The following is a 16,693-nucleotide window of genomic DNA, read 5'->3' on the forward strand; positions in this document are numbered from 1 at the left end:
AGCCGCTCGATGAAGAGCAGCTGAAAACCCGGAGAAACCTGAATGAAGAAATCCCTCACGGCACTCGCCGCGCTGGCCGTCACCGGCCTGGCCTCTGCCCAATCGTCCGTCACGTTGTTCGGCGTCATCGATGCCGGCGTGACCTACCAGAGCGCCACGTCGCGCGACCCGGTCACCGGTGCGAGCAGCAAGCAGAGCCAATGGAGCCTGGCCAACTCCGGCTACAACTCCAGCCGCATCGGCTTTCGCGGCACCGAAGACCTGGGCGGCGGCCTCGCGGCGAGCTTCTGGCTCGAAGCGCCGATCGGCAACGACGACGGCGCCACCGGCATCGCCAACTTCAACCGCCGCTCCACCGTCAGCCTCTCCGGCGGCTTCGGTGAAGTGCGGCTGGGCCGCGACTACACGGCCACCTTCTGGAACGACACGGTGTTCGATCCGTTCGGCACGAACGGATCGGGCTCCAGCGCGATCTACTCGGTGAGCGGCGGCGCGGGTCTTGCCAACTCGAACTACGCGCGCGCGAGCAACATGGTCGGCTACTTCCTGCCGCCCAACCTCGGTGGTTTCTACGGCCAGGTGCAGTACAGCCTGAACGAGAACACCAAGACCAGCGCGACCGACACGACCGCCGAGATCAGCAGCAGCGCCGGCCGTTATGTCGGCGGCCGTTTCGGCTATGCGAACGGGCCGCTCGACATCGCGCTGGCGGTGGGGCAGAGCGTTGCGGTGGACACCACCACGCTCACGCGCAAGGTGCAGACCGTCAACCTCGGTGCGTCGTACGACTTCGGCCCGGTCAAGCTCTTCGGCGAACTCTCGAACGTGCAGAACAAGTTCGCGCTCGCCGTGGGCAACAGCCACGACAGCTACAACGGCTATCTCATCGGCGCGAGCATGCCGGTGGGCGCGGGCCTGATTCGCGCGTCGTACTCGACGGTGCGCTACAACGAAGGCGCCGTCGGCATCACCGGCGAAGACCCGCGCGTGAACAAGTTCGCGATCGGCTATGTGCACAACCTCTCCAAGCGCACTGCGCTGTATGCCACTGTCGCCCGCGTGAACAACCGCAACGACGCGGCCTACACCGGCAGCCTGGCGGCCGCGGCCACCACCGGCTACGGCAGCAGCGGCGTGGGCTTCACGGGCCTGCCGCGTTCGTCGACGGGCTACGACTTCGGCATCCGCCACGCGTTCTGACCGCGCACCCGGCCCGGTGCGGCAGGGCGCTGCCCTTGTCGCACGCGGGCGGCTTTTTTTCAACGTCGTGAGTTGCTTTCAAAGATGACGCAAAGAATCCATCACCTCGCAGGCGTGCTGGCGGCGGCCGGCCTGTCGGGTTGCATCATGCTGCCGCCACCCATGCCCCCGAGGTCGCCACCGGCGTTTCGCGGCGGGCCACCATTTCCGATGGCCTTCGAGCATCGCAGTCCACCGATGGCGCGTTGGGATGTGTGCGAGGGCCAGCTTGAAGGGGCGCGGCCTGCGCTGCCCGGTCCGCGCGCGGATGCGCTGTCGGGCACCTGCGAGCGCGGTGCTTCGGGTGCACTGGAATACCGCGGGCCCGGGCCGCGCTGAAGAGAAGGATTGCACGCATGTACTCAGGCAATCTCGGGCTCGGCATCGCTGCGGTCATCGGGCTCGGACTCGCTGGCGTGGTCGCGATGATGGGCGCTTTGCTGATCGCGAACCTGCAAGCCGGCGCACAGGCGCGCGGCATGGCGGAACAGGCACGCGACGATGCGCGGCAGAAGATGCGCGCGAGCAGCGTGCAGGACCTGCGGCCGCTGCTCGGCGCGACGCCGGATGCTGCGAGCATTCGTTTCGATGTCCAACTCCCGCCTGATGCCGTGCCCATCTTCGCCATCGAGGCGGAGCTGCGCGACCTGCTCGCCAAGGTCGCGGCGCATGCGGCGAGCGTGATGTCCGCGGGCGCGACGTTGCAGGTCTCCGCGCGCGTGGAACGCGGGCATGCGGTCGTTCACTGGCGCGATCTCGATGCGGAGGATGTGCGGCCGCCGCTCGCGCGGTTCTTCGATGCGCTCGATGCCGCCTCGCAAGCCAGTGCGCGCGTTTGCGAGCGCATTGCCAGCCGCCACGGCGGGCGCTTCTATTCGGCACCGCATGCCGATGGCGCGCTGGGCCTCACGCTGCGGCTGCCATTGCACGAGCCCACCGCCGGGTCTTGAAGGGCGTGGGCTGCCGCGCCGTGGAACTCCGCGTCATACTCGCGGTCCCACGGTGCCGCCGCCTTTCCTTCCGATGCCGAACGTGCGATTCACAGCTTCCCCGATCCTTGTCCGTGCGCTCGCCGCGAGCGCGGTCTTCTTCGCCACCGGTGCACTGCATGCGCAGGCCTTGCCGCCGGGCGTGCGCCTGGGCATGACGGCCGATGAACTGCGCGCTGCATTGCCCGCCGCCGAGCGCGTGCAGCGCCCGCAGCGCTTGACCGGCGGTTTGCTCGGAAGCTGGCGCGCAACGCCTGTCGAGATCGCGGGGTTGATGTTCGAGCCGACCTTCTTCTTCGCGGCTTCGGAATTGCGGCGCGTCGAATACGTGGCCACGGCGCAGGCCGCGCCCGACAGCGGCGCATCGGCGTTCGGCCAGCTCGTGCAGTGGGGGCGCGGCGTGTTCGGCAACGAACTCGCGTCGCGCGATCCGGGCAGCGCCTATGCGGCGTGGACGAGCGGCGACACCGATGTCTACGTGCAGCAGGTGAGCGACCCGCGCCGCGCGAGCGTGCGCCTGGTCTACAAGGCGCGGCAGCTGCGGGACGGCAGCGAGCTCTGAGCGTGCCCGCTCAGGCTGCGTTGAGCATGCCGCGTTCCTCGATGAACGCCACCACCTCGGCCACGCCCGTGTGGGTCTTCAGGTTCGTCATCACGTAGGGCCGCTGGCGGCGCATGCGCTGCGTGTCCTGCTCCATCACTTCCAGGCTCGCGCCCACGTAGGGCGCCAGGTCGATCTTGTTGATCACGAACAGGTCGCTCTTGGTGATGCCGGGGCCGCCCTTGCGCGGGATCTTCTCGCCGGCCGCCACGTCGATCACGTAGATCGTGAGGTCCGACAGCTCCGGGCTGAAGGTGGCCGCGAGGTTGTCGCCGCCCGATTCGACGAACACCACGTCGGCATCGGGAAAGTCCTCGAGCATGCGGTCGATGGCTTCCAGGTTGATCGACGCGTCTTCGCGGATCGCGGTGTGCGGGCAGCCGCCGGTCTCCACGCCCATGATGCGTTCGGCGGGCAGCGCGCCGGCCACCGTCAGGAGGCGCTGGTCTTCCTTGGTGTAGATGTCGTTGGTGATCGCCACGAGGTCGTACTTGTCGCGCATCGCCTTGCAGAGCATCTCCAGCAGCGTGGTCTTGCCCGAGCCGACCGGGCCGCCGATGCCCACGCGCAGCGGCGGCAGTCTCTTGGTTCGGTGGGGGATGTGGTGCAGGGCGGAGGTCATGGGCGTTGTCCGGTTCGGTCAGCTTCGAAAGAGGCGGGAATATTGTGTTTCATGGCGGGCCGACAGCACGGCCAGCAAAGGGGCGAAGGCCTGGCGTTCGTCGTCGCCCAGGCGCATCGCGCGGTCGACAGCCGCGGGGATTTCGTTCGCGAGCTGCGCGAGGATGCGCTGGCCCGCGCTCTGGCCGAGCGGCACCGCCTTCACGGCGGCAGCCACCATGTTCTCGGCCCAGCCGAAGGCGAAGGCCAGGCACCCGTCGTGCACCGTGGCACCGGTGCGGCCGAGCGCGAAGGCGAAGGCCACGGGGTAGCTGGCGGGCAGGTCCGTGAAGACCGCGGCCGTGTCCGCGTGGTGCAGCTTGAGCCACTCGACGAAGGAGCGGCCCATCTGCTCGGTCTGCAAGAAGAACTCGGCCGATTCGCGGGTGGCGAGGACCCATGCGTTGAGCCGGCGGATGCGCGCCGCATCGTTCGCGCGCCAGGCGGGGATGGCCTGCGCGACCAGCGCGAGGTCGCCGCGCGCGAAGCTCAGGTGCAGCTGGTCGGCGAGCCATTCGGCGGCCTTGGCTTCGGAGTCGAGGCCGGCCCATTCGACTGCCGCCTCCACGCCTTCGGAGTACGAGAAGCCGCCCACGGGCAAGGCCGGGGAGGCGAGCCAGATGAGCTGCAGCAGGCTGTGGGCGCTGGCCGGGTCGGGCATGTCAGCTTTGCGCCGCGTGCGCCGGATCAGGCATGGTCATGGTCGTGGTCGTCGAGCAGTTCGGGCGCGAGCACGAGCGGCTGGGGGCCCTTCGCGTGCGAATGATCGTGTTCGTGGCTGTGGTCATGGCCAAGGTGGTCATGGCTGCCGTGGCCGTGCTCGTGCGACCCATAGGCGCCGCCCTCGGGCTCGAAGGCTTCTTCCACCGCGACGACGATCAGGTGCATCGAGCGCAGCATGTCGGCCAGCACGTGGTCGGGTTCGATCTTCAGGTGATCGGGCTTCAGCTCGATCGGCACATGCCGGTTCCCCAGGTGATAGGCCGCGCGCGTCAGGTCGAAGGGCGTGCCATGGGCCATGCAATGCGTGATGCGCAGCACCGGCTGCGGCGCCGCGATGACGCGGACCAGCGAGCCGTCCTCGGCCACCAGCACATCGCCGCCGCGCACCGCGGTGCCGCGCGGCAGGAAGATGCCGATCTGCCGGCCTTGCGAATCGGTGGCGTCGAAGCGGCTTTTCTGGCGGACGTCCCAGTCCAGCTCGATGGTGGCGGCGCGCTTGAGCAGCACGGGCGCAAGGCCGCGGCCCTGCGGCATGAGTTTGTTGGCGGTGAGCATGGTGCGAAAAAGGAGCGCCCGGAGGCACCCGTTGGCTGGATGAATACCTTCGAGGATACGCAGCCTGTCAAGCAGGCGCATGCCCTGGCTTCAGAAGAGGAAATACCGCTGCGCCATCGGCAGCAGCTTCGCCGGCTCGCAGGTCAGCAGATGCCCGTCGGCACGCACCGCGTAGGTCTGCGCATCGATCTCCATCTTCGGCGCGTAGCCGTTGTGGATCAGGTCTTTCTTGCGCACGTTGCGGATGTTCTTCACCGCGCTCAGGTTCTTGGCCAGACCGTAGCGCTCCTTGATGCCCGAAGCCAGACCGGCTTGCGAGACGAAGGTCAACGAGCTCTTCGCGAGCGAGCCGCCATACGCGCCGAACATCGGGCGGAAGTGCACCGGCTGCGGCGTGGGAATCGATGCGCTCGGGTCGCCCATCGCGGCCATCGCGATCGTGCCGCCCTTGAGGATGGTGAAGGGCTTCACGCCGAAGAAGGCCGGCTTCCAGATCACGATGTCGGCCCACTTGCCGACTTCGAGCGAGCCGACCTCGTGCGCGATGCCGTGCGCAATGGCCGGGTTGATCGTGTACTTGGCGACGTAGCGCTTGGCGCGGAAGTTGTCGTTGCGTTCGCTGTCTTCGGGCAGCGTGCCGCGCTGCACCTTCATCTTGTGCGCGGTCTGCCAGGTGCGGATGACGACCTCGCCCACGCGCCCCATGGCCTGGCTGTCGGAGCTGAACATGCTGATCGCGCCCAGGTCGTGCAGCACGTCTTCGGCGGCGATGGTTTCCTTGCGGATGCGCGACTCGGCGAAGGCCAGGTCCTCGGCGATGCCGGCGTCCAGGTGGTGGCACACCATGAGCATGTCGACGTGCTCGTCCAGCGTGTTCACCGTGTAGGGCATCGTGGGGTTGGTCGACGACGGCAGGAAGTTCGCCTCGCCCACCACGCGCAGGATGTCCGGCGCATGGCCGCCGCCCGCGCCCTCGGTGTGGAAGGCGCAGATCGCGCGGCCGCCGACGGCCGCGATGGTGTTCTCCACGAAGCCCGATTCGTTGAGCGTGTCGCTGTGGATCGCCACCTGCGTGTCGGTGGCGTCGGCCACATCGAGGCAGTTGCTGATGGCCGCGGGCGTGGTGCCCCAGTCTTCATGCAGCTTGAGGCCAATGACGCCGGCTTCGATCTGCTCGTGCAGCGCATCGGGCAGGCTCGCGTTGCCCTTGCCGAGGAAGCCCAGGTTCATCGGAAACGCATCGGCCGCCTGCAGCATGCGCTCGATGTGCCAGGGGCCGGGCGTGGCGGTGGTCGCGAAGGTGCCGGTCGCGGGGCCCGTGCCGCCGCCGAGCATGGTGGTGACGCCCGAGGACAGCGCTTCCTCGATCTGCTGCGGGCAGATGAAGTGGATGTGGCTGTCGATGCCGCCCGCGGTGACGATGTTGCCTTCGCAGCTGATGATCTCGGTGCCCGGACCGATGACGATATCGACACCCGGTTGCACGTCGGGATTGCCGGCCTTGCCGATGGCGGCGATGCGGCCATCCTTCAGGCCGATGTCGGCTTTCACGATGCCCCAGTGGTCCAGGATGAGCGCGTTGGTCAGAACCGTATCGACGGCGCCACCGGCCGTAGGGCCGCTGCCTTTGCCATCGCGGGTGCGCTGCGACTGCGCCATGCCGTCGCGGATGGTCTTGCCGCCGCCGAACTTCACCTCTTCGCCGTAGCCGCCGGCGCGCAGCGTGTAGTCGGCCTCCACTTCGATCAGGAGTTCTGTGTCTGCAAGGCGGACCCGGTCACCGACGGTGGGGCCGAAGATTTCCGCATAGGCGCGTCGCCCGATGGTGGCCATGTTTTAGAGCTTTCCTTGAACCAGGCCGCGAAAGCCATAAACGATGCGATCGCCCGAGTAATCGACCAGCTCGACCGTGCGCTGCTGCCCCGGCTCGAAGCGCACCGCGGCGCCCGAGGCGATGTTCAGCCGCATGCCGCGCGCGGCCTCGCGGTCGAAGCCGAGCGCGCCGTTGGTCTCGGCGAAGTGGTAGTGCGAGCCGACCTGGATCGGCCGGTCGGCGGTGTTCTGCACCACCAGCGTGAGCGTGCGGCGGCCGGGGTTGAGCGTGTGCTCGCCGTCGTCGGTGAGGAGTTCGCCGGGGGTCATGGCGATCAGACGGCCTGGGCCAGCAGCGCTGCGCCGAGCACCACCACGGCGGCACCGGCCACGCGTGGCAGCCAGGCGTTGGCATGGCGCAGCGCCCATCCGAGCGCGATGCCCGCGAGGTGCAGCGCGACGGTCGCGCTCACCATGCCGGCCAGCGTGAGCGCGGCGCCTTCTTCGCTCGCGAGTTCGTAACCGTGGGCCACGCCGTGGAAGACGGCGAACACGCCGACCACGGCCATGGCGACGGCGGCCGGCAGGTGAATGCGAGTGACCACCAGCAGGCCCAGCACCAGCAGCGAGGCCGCGATCATCGGTTCGACGGCCGGCAGCTGCACGCCGGCCAGGCCCATCAACGCGCCCACCAGCAGCATGCCCGCGAACGCCAGCGGCGCCCACAGCAGGTCGGGCCAGGCGCGGCGCGCGGTCAGCGCGCTCCAGAGGCCGACCGCGACCATGGCGGCGAGGTGATCGGCGCCGGTCAGCGGGTGCAGGAAACCGGTGGTGAAGCCGTGATGCAGGCCGCCGTCGACGCCGGTGTGGGCGCTGGCTGCCAGCGGCAGCAGGAGGGCGAGCAGGGCGAGGGTCTTGGAAGTGGTGTGACGCATGGCGGTTCTTCTTTTCGAGGGCGGGTCAGACGATGGGCTGGTGGACGGTGACCAGCTTGGTGCCGTCCGGAAAGGTGGCTTCGACCTGGATGTCCGGAATCATCTCGGCGATGCCGTCCATCACGTCGGCGCGGGTGAGCACCGAGCGGCCCTCGCTCATGAGCGCGGCGACGCTCTTGCCGTCGCGGGCGCCCTCCATCACGGCGGCGGAGATCAGGGCGACGGCTTCGGGGTAGTTGAGCTTCAGGCCGCGGGCCTTGCGCCGTTCGGCCAGGAGCGCCGCGGTGAAGATCAGCAGCTTGTCTTTTTCGCGCGGGGTCAGTTCCATGGGAGCGGCATCGGGTGGCTGGGGGAAGAGTCGGCCATTATGGGCAAGCCTTCTTCTTTGCAACAGTCGTGCCCTGTTCGCCAAAAGTCGTACGGATGGCACGAAAGATGCACCGAAACGGTGTGAACCCAGACGCCCCGCCCATCCCCTCCGACGACGCCCCCCAGCGCATCGTCAAGGTCCGGCGCGACTACAACAGCTGGGTCGCGAGCGAAACGCTGGAGGACTACGCGCTGCGCTACACGCCGCAGCGCTTTCGCAAATGGTCCGAATGGCGGGTGGCCAACACGGCGTTCGGGGCGGCGTCGTTCCTCATCCTGGAGGCGGTGGGTGCCACGCTGCTGGTGCAGTACGGCTTTGCCAACGCCTTCTGGGCGATCCTGGTCACGGGGCTCATCATCTTCCTGGCGGGCCTTCCGATCAGCGTGTATGCGGCGCGCTACGGCGTGGACATGGACCTGCTCACCCGCGGCGCGGGCTTCGGCTACATCGGCTCGACGCTCACCTCGCTGATCTACGCCTCGTTCACCTTCATCTTCTTCGCGCTCGAGGCGGCGGTGATGGCCTACGCGCTGGAACTGGCGCTGGGCATTCCGCCGGTCTGGGGGTACCTGGTGTGCGCGCTGGTGGTCATTCCGTTGGTCACGCATGGCGTCTCGGCCATCAGCCGACTGCAGCTGTGGACGCAGCCGCTCTGGCTGGTGATGCTGGTGGTGCCGTTTGTGTTCGTGCTCGTGCGCGATCCTGGTGCGTTCGCGGGCATCGTGCACTACAACGGGGTCAAGGCGGCCACCAAGGGTTTCGATCTGCACCTGTTTGGCGCCGCTTTGACGGTCGGCATCGCGCTCATCACCCAGATGGGGGAGCAGGCCGACTACCTGCGCTTCATGCCCGCGCGCACCGCCACCACCGGCGGGCGCTGGTGGTCCGGCGTGCTGGCGGGCGGCCCGGGCTGGGTGGTGCTGGGCGTGTTCAAGATGCTGGGCGGGGCGCTGCTGGCGTACCTGGCCATCACGCACATGGTGCCGGTGGAGCGCGCGGTCGATCCGAACCAGATGTACCTGGCGGCCTACGAATACGTGTTTCCGAACTACGGCTGGGCGGTGGCGGCGACGGCGCTGTTCGTGGTGATCTCGCAGCTCAAGATCAACGTGACCAACGCCTATGCCGGCTCGCTCGCCTGGAGCAATTTCTTCTCGCGCGTGGCGCACAGCCATCCGGGGCGGGTGGTGTGGGTGGTGTTCAACGCGCTCATCGCCTTCATGCTGATGGAGATGAACGTGTTCGAGGCGCTGGGCGATGTGCTCGGGCTTTTCGCCAACATCGCCATCGCCTGGATGATGTCGGTGGTGGCCGACCTGGTCATCAACAAGCCGCTGGGGCTCTCGCCGCCGGGCATCGAGTTCAAGCGCGCGCACCTGTGGGACATCAACCCGGTGGGCGTGGGCGCGATGGCGCTGGCCTCGGTGCTGTCGATCACCGCGCACCTGGGCGTGTTCGGGCCGCTGGCGCAGGCGTTCTCGGCGCTCATCGCGCTGGGCACCGCGCTGGTCGCCTCGCCGCTGCTGGCGTGGGCCACCGGCGGCAAGTACTACCTGGCACGGGCCTCCGACGCGACCGGTGCCGTGCCCTTCGCGCCGGCGGCGGGCGGACGCGCGGTGCGCTGGGCGCGCGTCGAATCGGACGACACCGGCAGCTACCAGCGCCTGAAGGTACAGCACTGCGTGATCTGCGAGCGCGAGTACGAAGGGCCGGACATGGCGCATTGCCCGGCGTACCAGGGCGCGATCTGTTCTCTCTGCTGCACGCTCGATGCGCGCTGCGGCGACCTCTGCAAGCCGCATGCGAGCCTGTCGTCGCAATGGTCGGCCGTGCTGCGCTGGCTGCTGCCGCGCCGCAGCTGGCGCTACCTGGACACGGGCCTGGGGCACTTCCTGCTGCTGATGCTGGTCATCGTGCCGCTGCTGGCCGTGGTGTTCGGCGTGCTTTATCAACAGGAACTGCGGGCGCTGGCCGAAAGCGCGCTCGAACTCGCGTCGCAGGCCCGCGCGTCGGAGGTCTGGTCGGGCGTGCAGCAGTCCGCGCTGCGCTCGGGTTTCCTCAAGGCCTACATGGCGCTGCTGGTCATCGCTGGCATCGTGGCGTGGTGGCTGGTGCTCGCGCACCAGAGCCGCAAGGTTGCGCAGGAAGAATCGAACCGGCAGACCCACCTGCTGCTGCGCGAGATCGAGCTGCACCGCGAAACCGACCGCGCCCTGCAGGCTGCCAAGCAAACGGCCGAAGAGGCGAGGGCAGTCGCCGAGCAGGCCCAACGCGCCGCCGACCAGGCCAACCAGGCCAAGAGCCGCTACATCAGCGCCATCAGCCACGAGCTGCGCACGCCGCTCAACAGCATCCTGGGCTACGCGCAGTTGATGGGCGAGGACCACTCGGTGCCGCCGCACCGCCAGCAGGCGGTGGCGGTCATCAAGCGCGGCGGCGAGCACCTGCTCTCGCTCATCGAGGGCACGCTGGCCATCGCGCACATCGAGGCCGGCAAGCTCACGCTGCATGCGCGGCCGATGCGCTTTGCCGACACCATGCGGGAGCTGGCCGACATGTTCGAGCTGCAGGCGGCCGAGAAGGGGCTGCAGTTCCGCTTCGAGGCGGCGGGCGCCTTGCCCGAGGTGGTGCGCGCCGACGAGAAGCGCGTGGGCCAGATCCTCATCAACCTGCTGGGCAATGCGATCAAGTTCACCGCGGCGGGGCAGGTCACGCTGCGGCTGGCCTATGCGCGCGAGTTTGCGGCCATCGAGATCGAGGACACCGGCCCGGGCATGACGGCCGCGGACATCGAGCGCATCTTCGAGCCCTTCACCCGCGGCAACGCGGCCGCCTCGTCGGCGCCGGGCGCGGGCCTGGGCCTGACCATCGCCAAGATGCTCACCGACCTGATGGGCGGCGAGATGAAGGTGCAGAGCACGCCGGGCGTGGGGTCGCTGTTCTGCGTGCGGCTCTTCCTGCCGCGCGTGCACGACACGGCGGCGGGTGCGACGAGGCCGGTGCCGGTGGCGCGGGCGCGCCGCGGCTACGAAGGCGCACGCCGGCGCCTGCTGGTGGTCGACAACGAAGAGGCCGATCGCGACCTGCTCGACCACGTGCTTGCGCCGCTGGGCTTCGAGCTGCGCACGGCCGCCAGCGGCCACGATGCGCTCGACCTCATCGCCGCGGGCTACCGGCCCGATGCGATGTTCGTGGACCTCGCGATGCCCGGCATCGACGGCTGGGAGACGATCCGCCGCGCGCGCAAGCTCGGCCTGGCCGATGCGTCCGTCGCCGTCGTCTCGGCCAACGCCTTCGACAAGGGGCTGGACAACGACGTGGGCATCGCGCCTGAAGATTTCTTCGTGAAGCCCGTTCGCCACACCGAGCTGCTCGACTGGCTGGAGCGCCGGCTCGGCCTCAAGTGGACCGACATGGCCGCCGCGTTGCCGCCGGCGGCCGCGCCCAAGACGATGCAGCCGCCCTCGCGCGAGCGCCTGCGCGCACTCGACGAAGCGGTGAGCCTGGGCTACTTTCGCGGCATCATGAACCAGCTGGACGACATCGACACCGAACAGCCCGAGTGCATGGCCTGGACCGAGGCGCAGCGCGTGCTGGCGCGCCAGTTCCAGTTCGAGGCCATGAGCCGGGCGCTGGCCGAAGCAGTGAGTGCGCCATGACCTCGACCCCCTCGATCCCACCCTTTCCCATGGAGCCGTCCCCGCTCGCCCGGGCGCTGCGCGACGAGGGCGTCAACAGCGATCTCGTGCTGATCGTGGACGACGTGCCCGACAACCTCGCGGTGCTGCACGACGCGCTGGACGAATCGGGCTACACCGTGCTCATCGCCACCAGCGGCGAGCAGGCGCTGCAGCGCGCCGCGCAGGCGCGGCCCGACATCGTGCTGCTCGACGCGATGATGCCGGGCATCGACGGCTTCGAGGTGGCGCGGCGGCTCAAGGCCGATGCGGCCACCGCGCACATTCCCATCGTGTTCATGACGGGCCTGACCGAAACCGAGCACCTCGTGGCCGCGCTGGAGGCGGGCGGCGTCGACTACGTCACCAAGCCCATCAAGCCCAAGGAAGTGCTCGCGCGCATGAACGTGCACCTGCAGGGCGCGCGACGCGCGCGGCAGGACGCGCGGCAGGCCGGCCAGGCGCGCAATGCGCTCGATGCCTTCGGCTACGCGAGCATCACCGTGCGGCTGCCCGAAGGGCGGCTGATCTGGCAGACGGCCCTCGCGCGCGACCTGCTGCACCGCTACTGCGAAACGCGCGCGCCCGAGACGCCGCCCGCGGTGCTCGAATGGCTGCTGCGCCACACGCCCGATGCGCGCCAGCGCGGCATCGAGCCGCCCGCGCTCTCGATCGCGCAGGGCGCCAGCAGCCTCACGCTGCGCCTGCACCAGCAGACCGGGCAGGACGACGACGGGGACGAGTGGATGATCATCATGCGCGAGGTGTCCGACACCGGCGTGATCGAGGCGATGAGCCTGAGCCTGAAGCTCACCGCGCGCGAGGCCGAGGTGCTGTACTGGGTGGTCAAGGGCAAGACCAACAAGGACATCGGCGAGATCCTGGGCAGCAGCCCGGCCACCGCCAAGAAGCACCTAGAGCGGGTGTACGTGAAGCTGGGCGTGGAGACGCGCACGGCCGCGGCCGGCGTGGCCATCAAGCGCATCCGCGAGCTGCAGCCCCAGTTCGAGATCTGAACGGGCCCCGTCGCGCCTTGCATCCTGTTGCGGCGCGTCACCGCGCCGACTTTCCGCCTCCCTAGAATGGTCCGAGGGCCTCGGGATGCGCGCGATGAAGAACAGGCAGAAAACAACGATCCGGCGACTGCGTTGCGGCTGGCTGCTGGCCGCGTCCTGCGCGCTGGCGGGCACGGGCGCGCGGGCCGCCGGCCATTTCGACGTGGACGATGCCGGCACGCTCGATCCCGGCCAATGCCAGTACGAGACCTGGTGGGGCCGCACCGGCGTCGAGCCGGTCACCGGTTTTCACATCGGGCCGTCGTGCCGGGTGGGCCCCGTCGAGCTGGGGCTGAACGTCGACCGGCTCTCGGTGCAGGGCGCACAGAGCGTTCACTCGGTCACCGCCGGTCCGCAGCTCAAGTGGACCTTCCTCGGGCAAGCCGCGGACGCGCCGCTCAGCGCGGCCCTCTCGATGGGCACCATCTCCGACCTGAAGCGCGGCGGCCGCATGGGCGGGCAGTTCGTGCTGCCGGTGACATGGCGGCCGACGGGCACCTTGCAGATCCACGCGAACCTCGGCGCCGACTGGGCGCTCGGCACGGGTCTGCGCACGCCGCGCGGTGGCATGGCCGCCGAATGGGCGCTCAACGATGCGGTGTCGGTGATCGCGGAGCGCAATCGCGCGTCGAGCGTCTGGACGTCGCGCATCGGCGGCCGCTTCAGCCTCACGCCGCTGATCAGCGTGGACATCAGCGCCTCGCGCACCCGGCCGCCCGGGGGGCGCAGCGTGAACGGCTTCGTGGTCGGCCTGAACCACGAATTCAGCTGGAAGTGAACCGGCCTGAGGCCTGAGGCCTGACGTCTAGCGCAAATGGTGCTGCATGCGCTTCTCGTCCTCGGCCAACTGCAGGCGCATGAGCGAGAGAAAGTCCCGCGCCGTGGCCGAGAGCACCTTGCCCGCCGGCAGCGCCAGGATGCAGGTGAAGTGCACGTCGATCGAGAGCCGCCGCACCACCAGCCCGCGCTCGGCGTAGTCGAGCGCGGTGATCGGATTGACCAGCCCCACGCCCAGGCCGCGCAGCGCCATCTCGCACACGCTGGCCGCGTAGGGCGTCTGCACCAGCACGCGCGGTGCCACGCCGTAGGGCGCGAGCGCGGCCTCCAGCCGCTGGTGCGAGGGGTCTTCGGGGTTGAGCGCGAGAAAGGGCGCTTCCGCCAGTTGCTCCGGCTTGATGGTCTTGAAGCGCGCGAGCGCGTGGCCCTCGGGCATCACGACCACGCCGGGCATGCGCGAGAAGGTCGAGTGGTCGATGCCTTCGAGCGAGAGTTCGTCGGCCATGAGCCCGAAGTCGGAGATGCCCATGGCCACGCGGTCGCGCACGTCCTTGGAGCTGAGCACCTGCAACGACACCTGCGGCCAGGGGCTCGCGCCGCGGTGCGCCTTCAGGCGTGCGAGGGCGCGCGGCATGAAGCCCAGGCCGTAGGCCGGAAAGCAGCTGAGCTCCAGCTGGGTGACGCCGAAGTCGCGCAGGCTCTTCACGCGGTGCTCGATGGCGTCCATGCCGATGAAGACGCGCTCCACCTCGATCCACAGCGCGCGCGCCTCCGGCGTGGGCACCAGCCGCCCGCCCGTGCGCTGGAACAGCAGCATGCCGGCCTGCGCCTCCAGCCGCTTGAGCGACTGGCTGATGGCGGGCTGCGTCACATGCAGCAAGGCGGCGGCCTTGCGGGTGGAGCTGCCGCGCATCAGGGCTCGGAAGGTCTCGATTTCGGCGAATCGCATCGATGGCCACCGATAAGTTTATTTATCGATTGAGTATCTGGAGGTGCGTAATTTTATTTCCGAATGCATAAGATTTGCGCACAACTTCCAAACCTCCTCCCCGTGACGCCCTCGCCAGTTCTGGACTTCAAGTTCGCCGCCCTGCCCGCGGACCCCTCGGCCCACCACCCGGGGAACGCCACGGGCAGCGCCCTGGCCCGGACGTTCAAGCCGGTGCGCAATCCGCGCCTGCGGGGCTTGCAGTGCCTGCGCTGCGATGCGCTCTATCCGGTCACGCTGACGCACGACGGCTGCCCCGCCTGCAAGCGTGCGGGTTTTCATGTCGCGCTGCGCGCGAGCTACCTGCCCGAGGTGACGGAAAGGCCCGACGCGATCCCCATGCCCTACGAGCCGGGCTTCACGCTCGGCGAGGGCCACACGCCGATGCAGGAGATGCCGGAGCTGGCGCGGCACTTCGGCGTCGCGCGGCTCGGCCTCAAGGACGAATCGAGCAACCCCACCGGCTCGCACAAGGACCGCATGACCGCGGTGGGCGTGGCGCAGGCGCTGGACTTCGGCGCGCACACGCTGGTGCTCGCCTCGTCGGGCAACGCGGCGGTGTCGGCGGCGCACTACGCGTGGGCCGCGGGCCTGCGCTGCGAGGTGGCCACTTATGAAGGCATGCCGGCCACCTATTCGCGGCAGCTCGATGCGCTGGGCGCGCGGCGCTATGTGTTCGCCGACAACGCCGGCCGCTGGGCGTTCGTGCGCGAGCGCTCGCAGTACCCCGGCTACTTCGCGCTCACCAACTACCGCCTGCCCGCGCTGGGCAGCGCGCCGCTGGCCATCGAGGGCTACAAGACCATCGCCCCCGAGTGCGTGGCCGATGCGGGCGTGCCGGACCACATCGTGATTCCCACCGCGCGCGGCGATCTCGCCTGGGGCATCTACGCGGGCTTTCGCGACCTGCTGGCCGCGGGGCGCATCGCGCGCCTGCCGCGGCTCTGGCTGGTGGAGCCGTTCCCGCGCCTGGCGCGCGTGTTCGCGGGCGGCGCGATAAACGGCAGCTATCCGGGCCATACCGCGCAGTTCTCGACCGCCGGCGCCACCGTGACCTACCTGCAGTGGCAGGCCGCGTCGGCCACCGGCGGCGGCGCGGTGGTGGTGACCGACGACGAGGCGCGTGCGGCGCGGCGGCTTCTCACCGCCGCCGGCGTGAGCGCCGAACTGTGCGCGGCCGGTGGCCTGGCTGCGCTGCGGCAGTTGCGCGAGACGAATGCCATCGCCGCCGATGCGCATGTCGTGCTGATGCTCACCGCGAATGCGTCCAGCGATCCGAGCTGGCCCGATCCGCCCGTCTAACCCCCCGAAGGAATCACCATGCCGACGATGCATCGCCGGGCCTTTCTGGCCGCCGGCTCTACAGCCCTGCTCGCCGCAGCGCAGCCTGCGTGGGCCGCCTACCCCGAGCGGCCCATCAAGCTCGTCGTGCCCTGGGCCGCGGGCGGCAGCACCGATGCCATCGCGCGCGCCATGGCGCAGCGCATGAGCCAGACCATCGGCAGCCCGGTGATCGTGGACAACCGCCCCGGCGCGGCCGGGATGATCGGCACCGACGCCGCCGCCAAGGCGGCGCCCGACGGCTATACCATCGCCATCGTCGAGCTGCCGCACGCGATTGCGCCGGCGGTGACGGCGAAGCTGCCGTACGACCTGCTGCGCGACTTCACGCCCGTGACCATGATCGGCACCTCGCCGCTGGTGTTCTTCGCGGGCATGGACGAGGACAGCAAGGACTTCAAGACTTTCCTGAAGACGGCCGCTGCCACATCGTCGCCACCGGCCATCGCGCACAGCGGCGCGGGCACCGTGAGCCATCTGGCGGCCGAGATGCTCGCGAGCCGCACGAAGATCCGATTCAACATGGTGCCGTACAAGGGCTCCGCGCCGGCGCTGACCGACGTGGCCGCCGGCACGGTGGCCGGCCACTTCGCGACGCTGGCCAGCGGCTCCAGCCTCGCGGGCGGCAACAGGATTCGTCCGTTGCTGGTCACGAGCACGCAGCGCGTGAGCATCGCCGGCCTGCAGAACGTGCCCGCGCTCGCGGAGAACAACTTGAAGGGCATGGAGATCGACCAGTGGTGGGCGATGGTCGCGCCGGCCACCACGCCGCTCGAGGTGATCGAGAAGCTGCGGCGCGAGGCCATCGCGGCGCTGGAGCACCCCTCGGTGAAGGAGCGGATGGCGGTGCTGGGCGTGCAGATGAAGGGCTCGACGCCCGGTGAGCTGCGCGCGTTCCTCCGCTCGGAGGCCGAGCGCTGGCAGAAGGTCGCGCACGAGGTCGGCCTGCAGCCGCAGTAAGCCCCGGCTCG

At 69.3% G+C, this 16,693-nt stretch carries 16 protein-coding genes; 8 read left to right on the forward strand and 8 right to left on the reverse strand.

Features of this window, described 5'->3' with window-relative positions:
* The first annotated feature begins 42 nt into the window (after nucleotides 1–42).
* The 3 genes from ACZYRS_RS07775 to ACZYRS_RS07785 all read left to right on the forward strand — a co-directional run bounded on the left by ACZYRS_RS07775 (nucleotide 43) and on the right by ACZYRS_RS07785 (nucleotide 2,790).
* Nucleotides 43–1,200, forward strand: a complete 1,158-nt coding sequence (locus tag ACZYRS_RS07775) for a porin (RefSeq protein ID WP_198785061.1) — start codon at nucleotides 43–45, stop codon at nucleotides 1,198–1,200.
* Nucleotides 1,201–1,595: 395 nt separating this feature from the next.
* Nucleotides 1,596–2,189 carry an ATP-binding protein gene (locus ACZYRS_RS07780; RefSeq protein WP_463418773.1) on the forward strand — a complete coding sequence of 198 codons (594 nt, stop codon included), beginning with the start codon at nucleotides 1,596–1,598 and terminating at the stop codon, nucleotides 2,187–2,189.
* 73 nt (nucleotides 2,190–2,262) lie between these two features.
* A complete protein-coding gene (locus tag ACZYRS_RS07785) occupies nucleotides 2,263–2,790 on the forward strand; it encodes a hypothetical protein (RefSeq protein ID WP_463418774.1) in 528 nt (175 codons plus the stop codon).
* A gap of 10 nt (nucleotides 2,791–2,800) precedes the next feature.
* Here ACZYRS_RS07785 and ureG read toward each other — a convergent pair whose 3' ends face one another.
* From ureG to ACZYRS_RS07820, 7 genes are all read right to left on the reverse strand, one after another.
* On the reverse strand, nucleotides 2,801–3,451 hold the full coding sequence (gene ureG, locus ACZYRS_RS07790) for an urease accessory protein UreG (protein WP_463418775.1): 651 nt from the start codon (nucleotides 3,449–3,451) through the stop codon (nucleotides 2,801–2,803).
* 18 nt (nucleotides 3,452–3,469) lie between these two features.
* Nucleotides 3,470–4,150 carry an urease accessory protein UreF gene (locus ACZYRS_RS07795; protein ID WP_463418776.1) on the reverse strand — a complete coding sequence of 227 codons (681 nt, stop codon included), beginning with the start codon at nucleotides 4,148–4,150 and terminating at the stop codon, nucleotides 3,470–3,472.
* 26 nt (nucleotides 4,151–4,176) lie between these two features.
* Complete coding sequence (gene ureE, locus ACZYRS_RS07800; protein ID WP_463418777.1) at nucleotides 4,177–4,767, reverse strand: urease accessory protein UreE; 591 nt, start codon at nucleotides 4,765–4,767, stop codon at nucleotides 4,177–4,179.
* 90 nt (nucleotides 4,768–4,857) lie between these two features.
* The gene (gene ureC, locus ACZYRS_RS07805; RefSeq protein ID WP_463418778.1) at nucleotides 4,858–6,600 is read right to left on the reverse strand and encodes an urease subunit alpha; all 1,743 of its coding nucleotides are present in this window, start codon (nucleotides 6,598–6,600) and stop codon (nucleotides 4,858–4,860) included.
* Between the two features lie 3 nt (nucleotides 6,601–6,603).
* The gene (locus ACZYRS_RS07810; protein ID WP_257861769.1) at nucleotides 6,604–6,909 is read right to left on the reverse strand and encodes an urease subunit beta; all 306 of its coding nucleotides are present in this window, start codon (nucleotides 6,907–6,909) and stop codon (nucleotides 6,604–6,606) included.
* A 5-nt stretch (nucleotides 6,910–6,914) separates the two neighbouring features.
* Nucleotides 6,915–7,514, reverse strand: a complete 600-nt coding sequence (locus ACZYRS_RS07815) for a HupE/UreJ family protein (protein WP_463418779.1) — start codon at nucleotides 7,512–7,514, stop codon at nucleotides 6,915–6,917.
* A 25-nt stretch (nucleotides 7,515–7,539) separates the two neighbouring features.
* Nucleotides 7,540–7,842, reverse strand: a complete 303-nt coding sequence (locus tag ACZYRS_RS07820; RefSeq protein ID WP_018906796.1) for an urease subunit gamma — start codon at nucleotides 7,840–7,842, stop codon at nucleotides 7,540–7,542.
* A gap of 107 nt (nucleotides 7,843–7,949) precedes the next feature.
* Here ACZYRS_RS07820 and ACZYRS_RS07825 point away from each other — a divergent pair, with 107 nt between their 5' ends.
* The 3 genes from ACZYRS_RS07825 to ACZYRS_RS07835 all read left to right on the forward strand — a co-directional run bounded on the left by ACZYRS_RS07825 (nucleotide 7,950) and on the right by ACZYRS_RS07835 (nucleotide 13,394).
* Nucleotides 7,950–11,543, forward strand: coding sequence for a hybrid sensor histidine kinase/response regulator (locus tag ACZYRS_RS07825; protein ID WP_463418780.1), 3,594 nt, complete (start codon nucleotides 7,950–7,952; stop codon nucleotides 11,541–11,543).
* Between the two features lie 29 nt (nucleotides 11,544–11,572).
* Nucleotides 11,573–12,577 (forward strand): response regulator, encoded by a 1,005-nt coding sequence (locus ACZYRS_RS07830; RefSeq protein WP_198785088.1) that lies wholly within the window; start codon nucleotides 11,573–11,575, stop codon nucleotides 12,575–12,577.
* A 94-nt stretch (nucleotides 12,578–12,671) separates the two neighbouring features.
* Complete coding sequence (locus ACZYRS_RS07835) at nucleotides 12,672–13,394, forward strand: hypothetical protein (protein WP_463418781.1); 723 nt, start codon at nucleotides 12,672–12,674, stop codon at nucleotides 13,392–13,394.
* A gap of 27 nt (nucleotides 13,395–13,421) precedes the next feature.
* Here the strand turns inward: ACZYRS_RS07835 and ACZYRS_RS07840 are convergent, their stop codons facing one another.
* Nucleotides 13,422–14,342 carry a LysR substrate-binding domain-containing protein gene (locus tag ACZYRS_RS07840; RefSeq protein WP_463418782.1) on the reverse strand — a complete coding sequence of 307 codons (921 nt, stop codon included), beginning with the start codon at nucleotides 14,340–14,342 and terminating at the stop codon, nucleotides 13,422–13,424.
* A 102-nt stretch (nucleotides 14,343–14,444) separates the two neighbouring features.
* Between ACZYRS_RS07840 and ACZYRS_RS07845 the strand changes: the two genes are divergently transcribed.
* Both ACZYRS_RS07845 and ACZYRS_RS07850 read left to right on the forward strand, forming a co-directional pair.
* Nucleotides 14,445–15,683 carry a threonine synthase gene (locus ACZYRS_RS07845; RefSeq protein WP_463418783.1) on the forward strand — a complete coding sequence of 413 codons (1,239 nt, stop codon included), beginning with the start codon at nucleotides 14,445–14,447 and terminating at the stop codon, nucleotides 15,681–15,683.
* Nucleotides 15,684–15,701: 18 nt separating this feature from the next.
* Nucleotides 15,702–16,682 (forward strand): Bug family tripartite tricarboxylate transporter substrate binding protein, encoded by a 981-nt coding sequence (locus ACZYRS_RS07850; RefSeq protein ID WP_463418784.1) that lies wholly within the window; start codon nucleotides 15,702–15,704, stop codon nucleotides 16,680–16,682.
* Nucleotides 16,683–16,693 lie beyond the last annotated feature (11 nt).

It is taken from the genome of Variovorax sp. AC194 (assembly GCF_979257995.1).

Excerpts from the sequence above, each read along its gene's own strand:
- ACZYRS_RS07780 (WP_463418773.1), top strand. The coding sequence starts at position 1,596 with ATGTACTCAGGCAATCTCGGGCTCGGCATCGCTGCGGTCATCGGGCTC.
- ACZYRS_RS07795 (WP_463418776.1), bottom strand. The coding sequence starts at position 4,150 with ATGCCCGACCCGGCCAGCGCCCACAGCCTGCTGCAGCTCATCTGGCTC.
- ureE (WP_463418777.1), bottom strand. The coding sequence starts at position 4,767 with ATGCTCACCGCCAACAAACTCATGCCGCAGGGCCGCGGCCTTGCGCCC.
- ACZYRS_RS07820 (WP_018906796.1), bottom strand. The coding sequence starts at position 7,842 with ATGGAACTGACCCCGCGCGAAAAAGACAAGCTGCTGATCTTCACCGCG.
- ACZYRS_RS07830 (WP_198785088.1), top strand. The coding sequence starts at position 11,573 with ATGGAGCCGTCCCCGCTCGCCCGGGCGCTGCGCGACGAGGGCGTCAAC.
- ACZYRS_RS07835 (WP_463418781.1), top strand. The coding sequence starts at position 12,672 with ATGAAGAACAGGCAGAAAACAACGATCCGGCGACTGCGTTGCGGCTGG.
- ACZYRS_RS07785 (WP_463418774.1), top strand. The coding sequence starts at position 2,263 with ATGCCGAACGTGCGATTCACAGCTTCCCCGATCCTTGTCCGTGCGCTC.
- ureG (WP_463418775.1), bottom strand. The coding sequence starts at position 3,451 with ATGACCTCCGCCCTGCACCACATCCCCCACCGAACCAAGAGACTGCCG.
- ACZYRS_RS07850 (WP_463418784.1), top strand. The coding sequence starts at position 15,702 with ATGCCGACGATGCATCGCCGGGCCTTTCTGGCCGCCGGCTCTACAGCC.
- ACZYRS_RS07810 (WP_257861769.1), bottom strand. The coding sequence starts at position 6,909 with ATGACCCCCGGCGAACTCCTCACCGACGACGGCGAGCACACGCTCAAC.
- ACZYRS_RS07840 (WP_463418782.1), bottom strand. The coding sequence starts at position 14,342 with ATGCGATTCGCCGAAATCGAGACCTTCCGAGCCCTGATGCGCGGCAGC.
- ureC (WP_463418778.1), bottom strand. The coding sequence starts at position 6,600 with ATGGCCACCATCGGGCGACGCGCCTATGCGGAAATCTTCGGCCCCACC.
- ACZYRS_RS07825 (WP_463418780.1), top strand. The coding sequence starts at position 7,950 with ATGCACCGAAACGGTGTGAACCCAGACGCCCCGCCCATCCCCTCCGAC.
- ACZYRS_RS07775 (WP_198785061.1), top strand. The coding sequence starts at position 43 with ATGAAGAAATCCCTCACGGCACTCGCCGCGCTGGCCGTCACCGGCCTG.
- ACZYRS_RS07815 (WP_463418779.1), bottom strand. The coding sequence starts at position 7,514 with ATGCGTCACACCACTTCCAAGACCCTCGCCCTGCTCGCCCTCCTGCTG.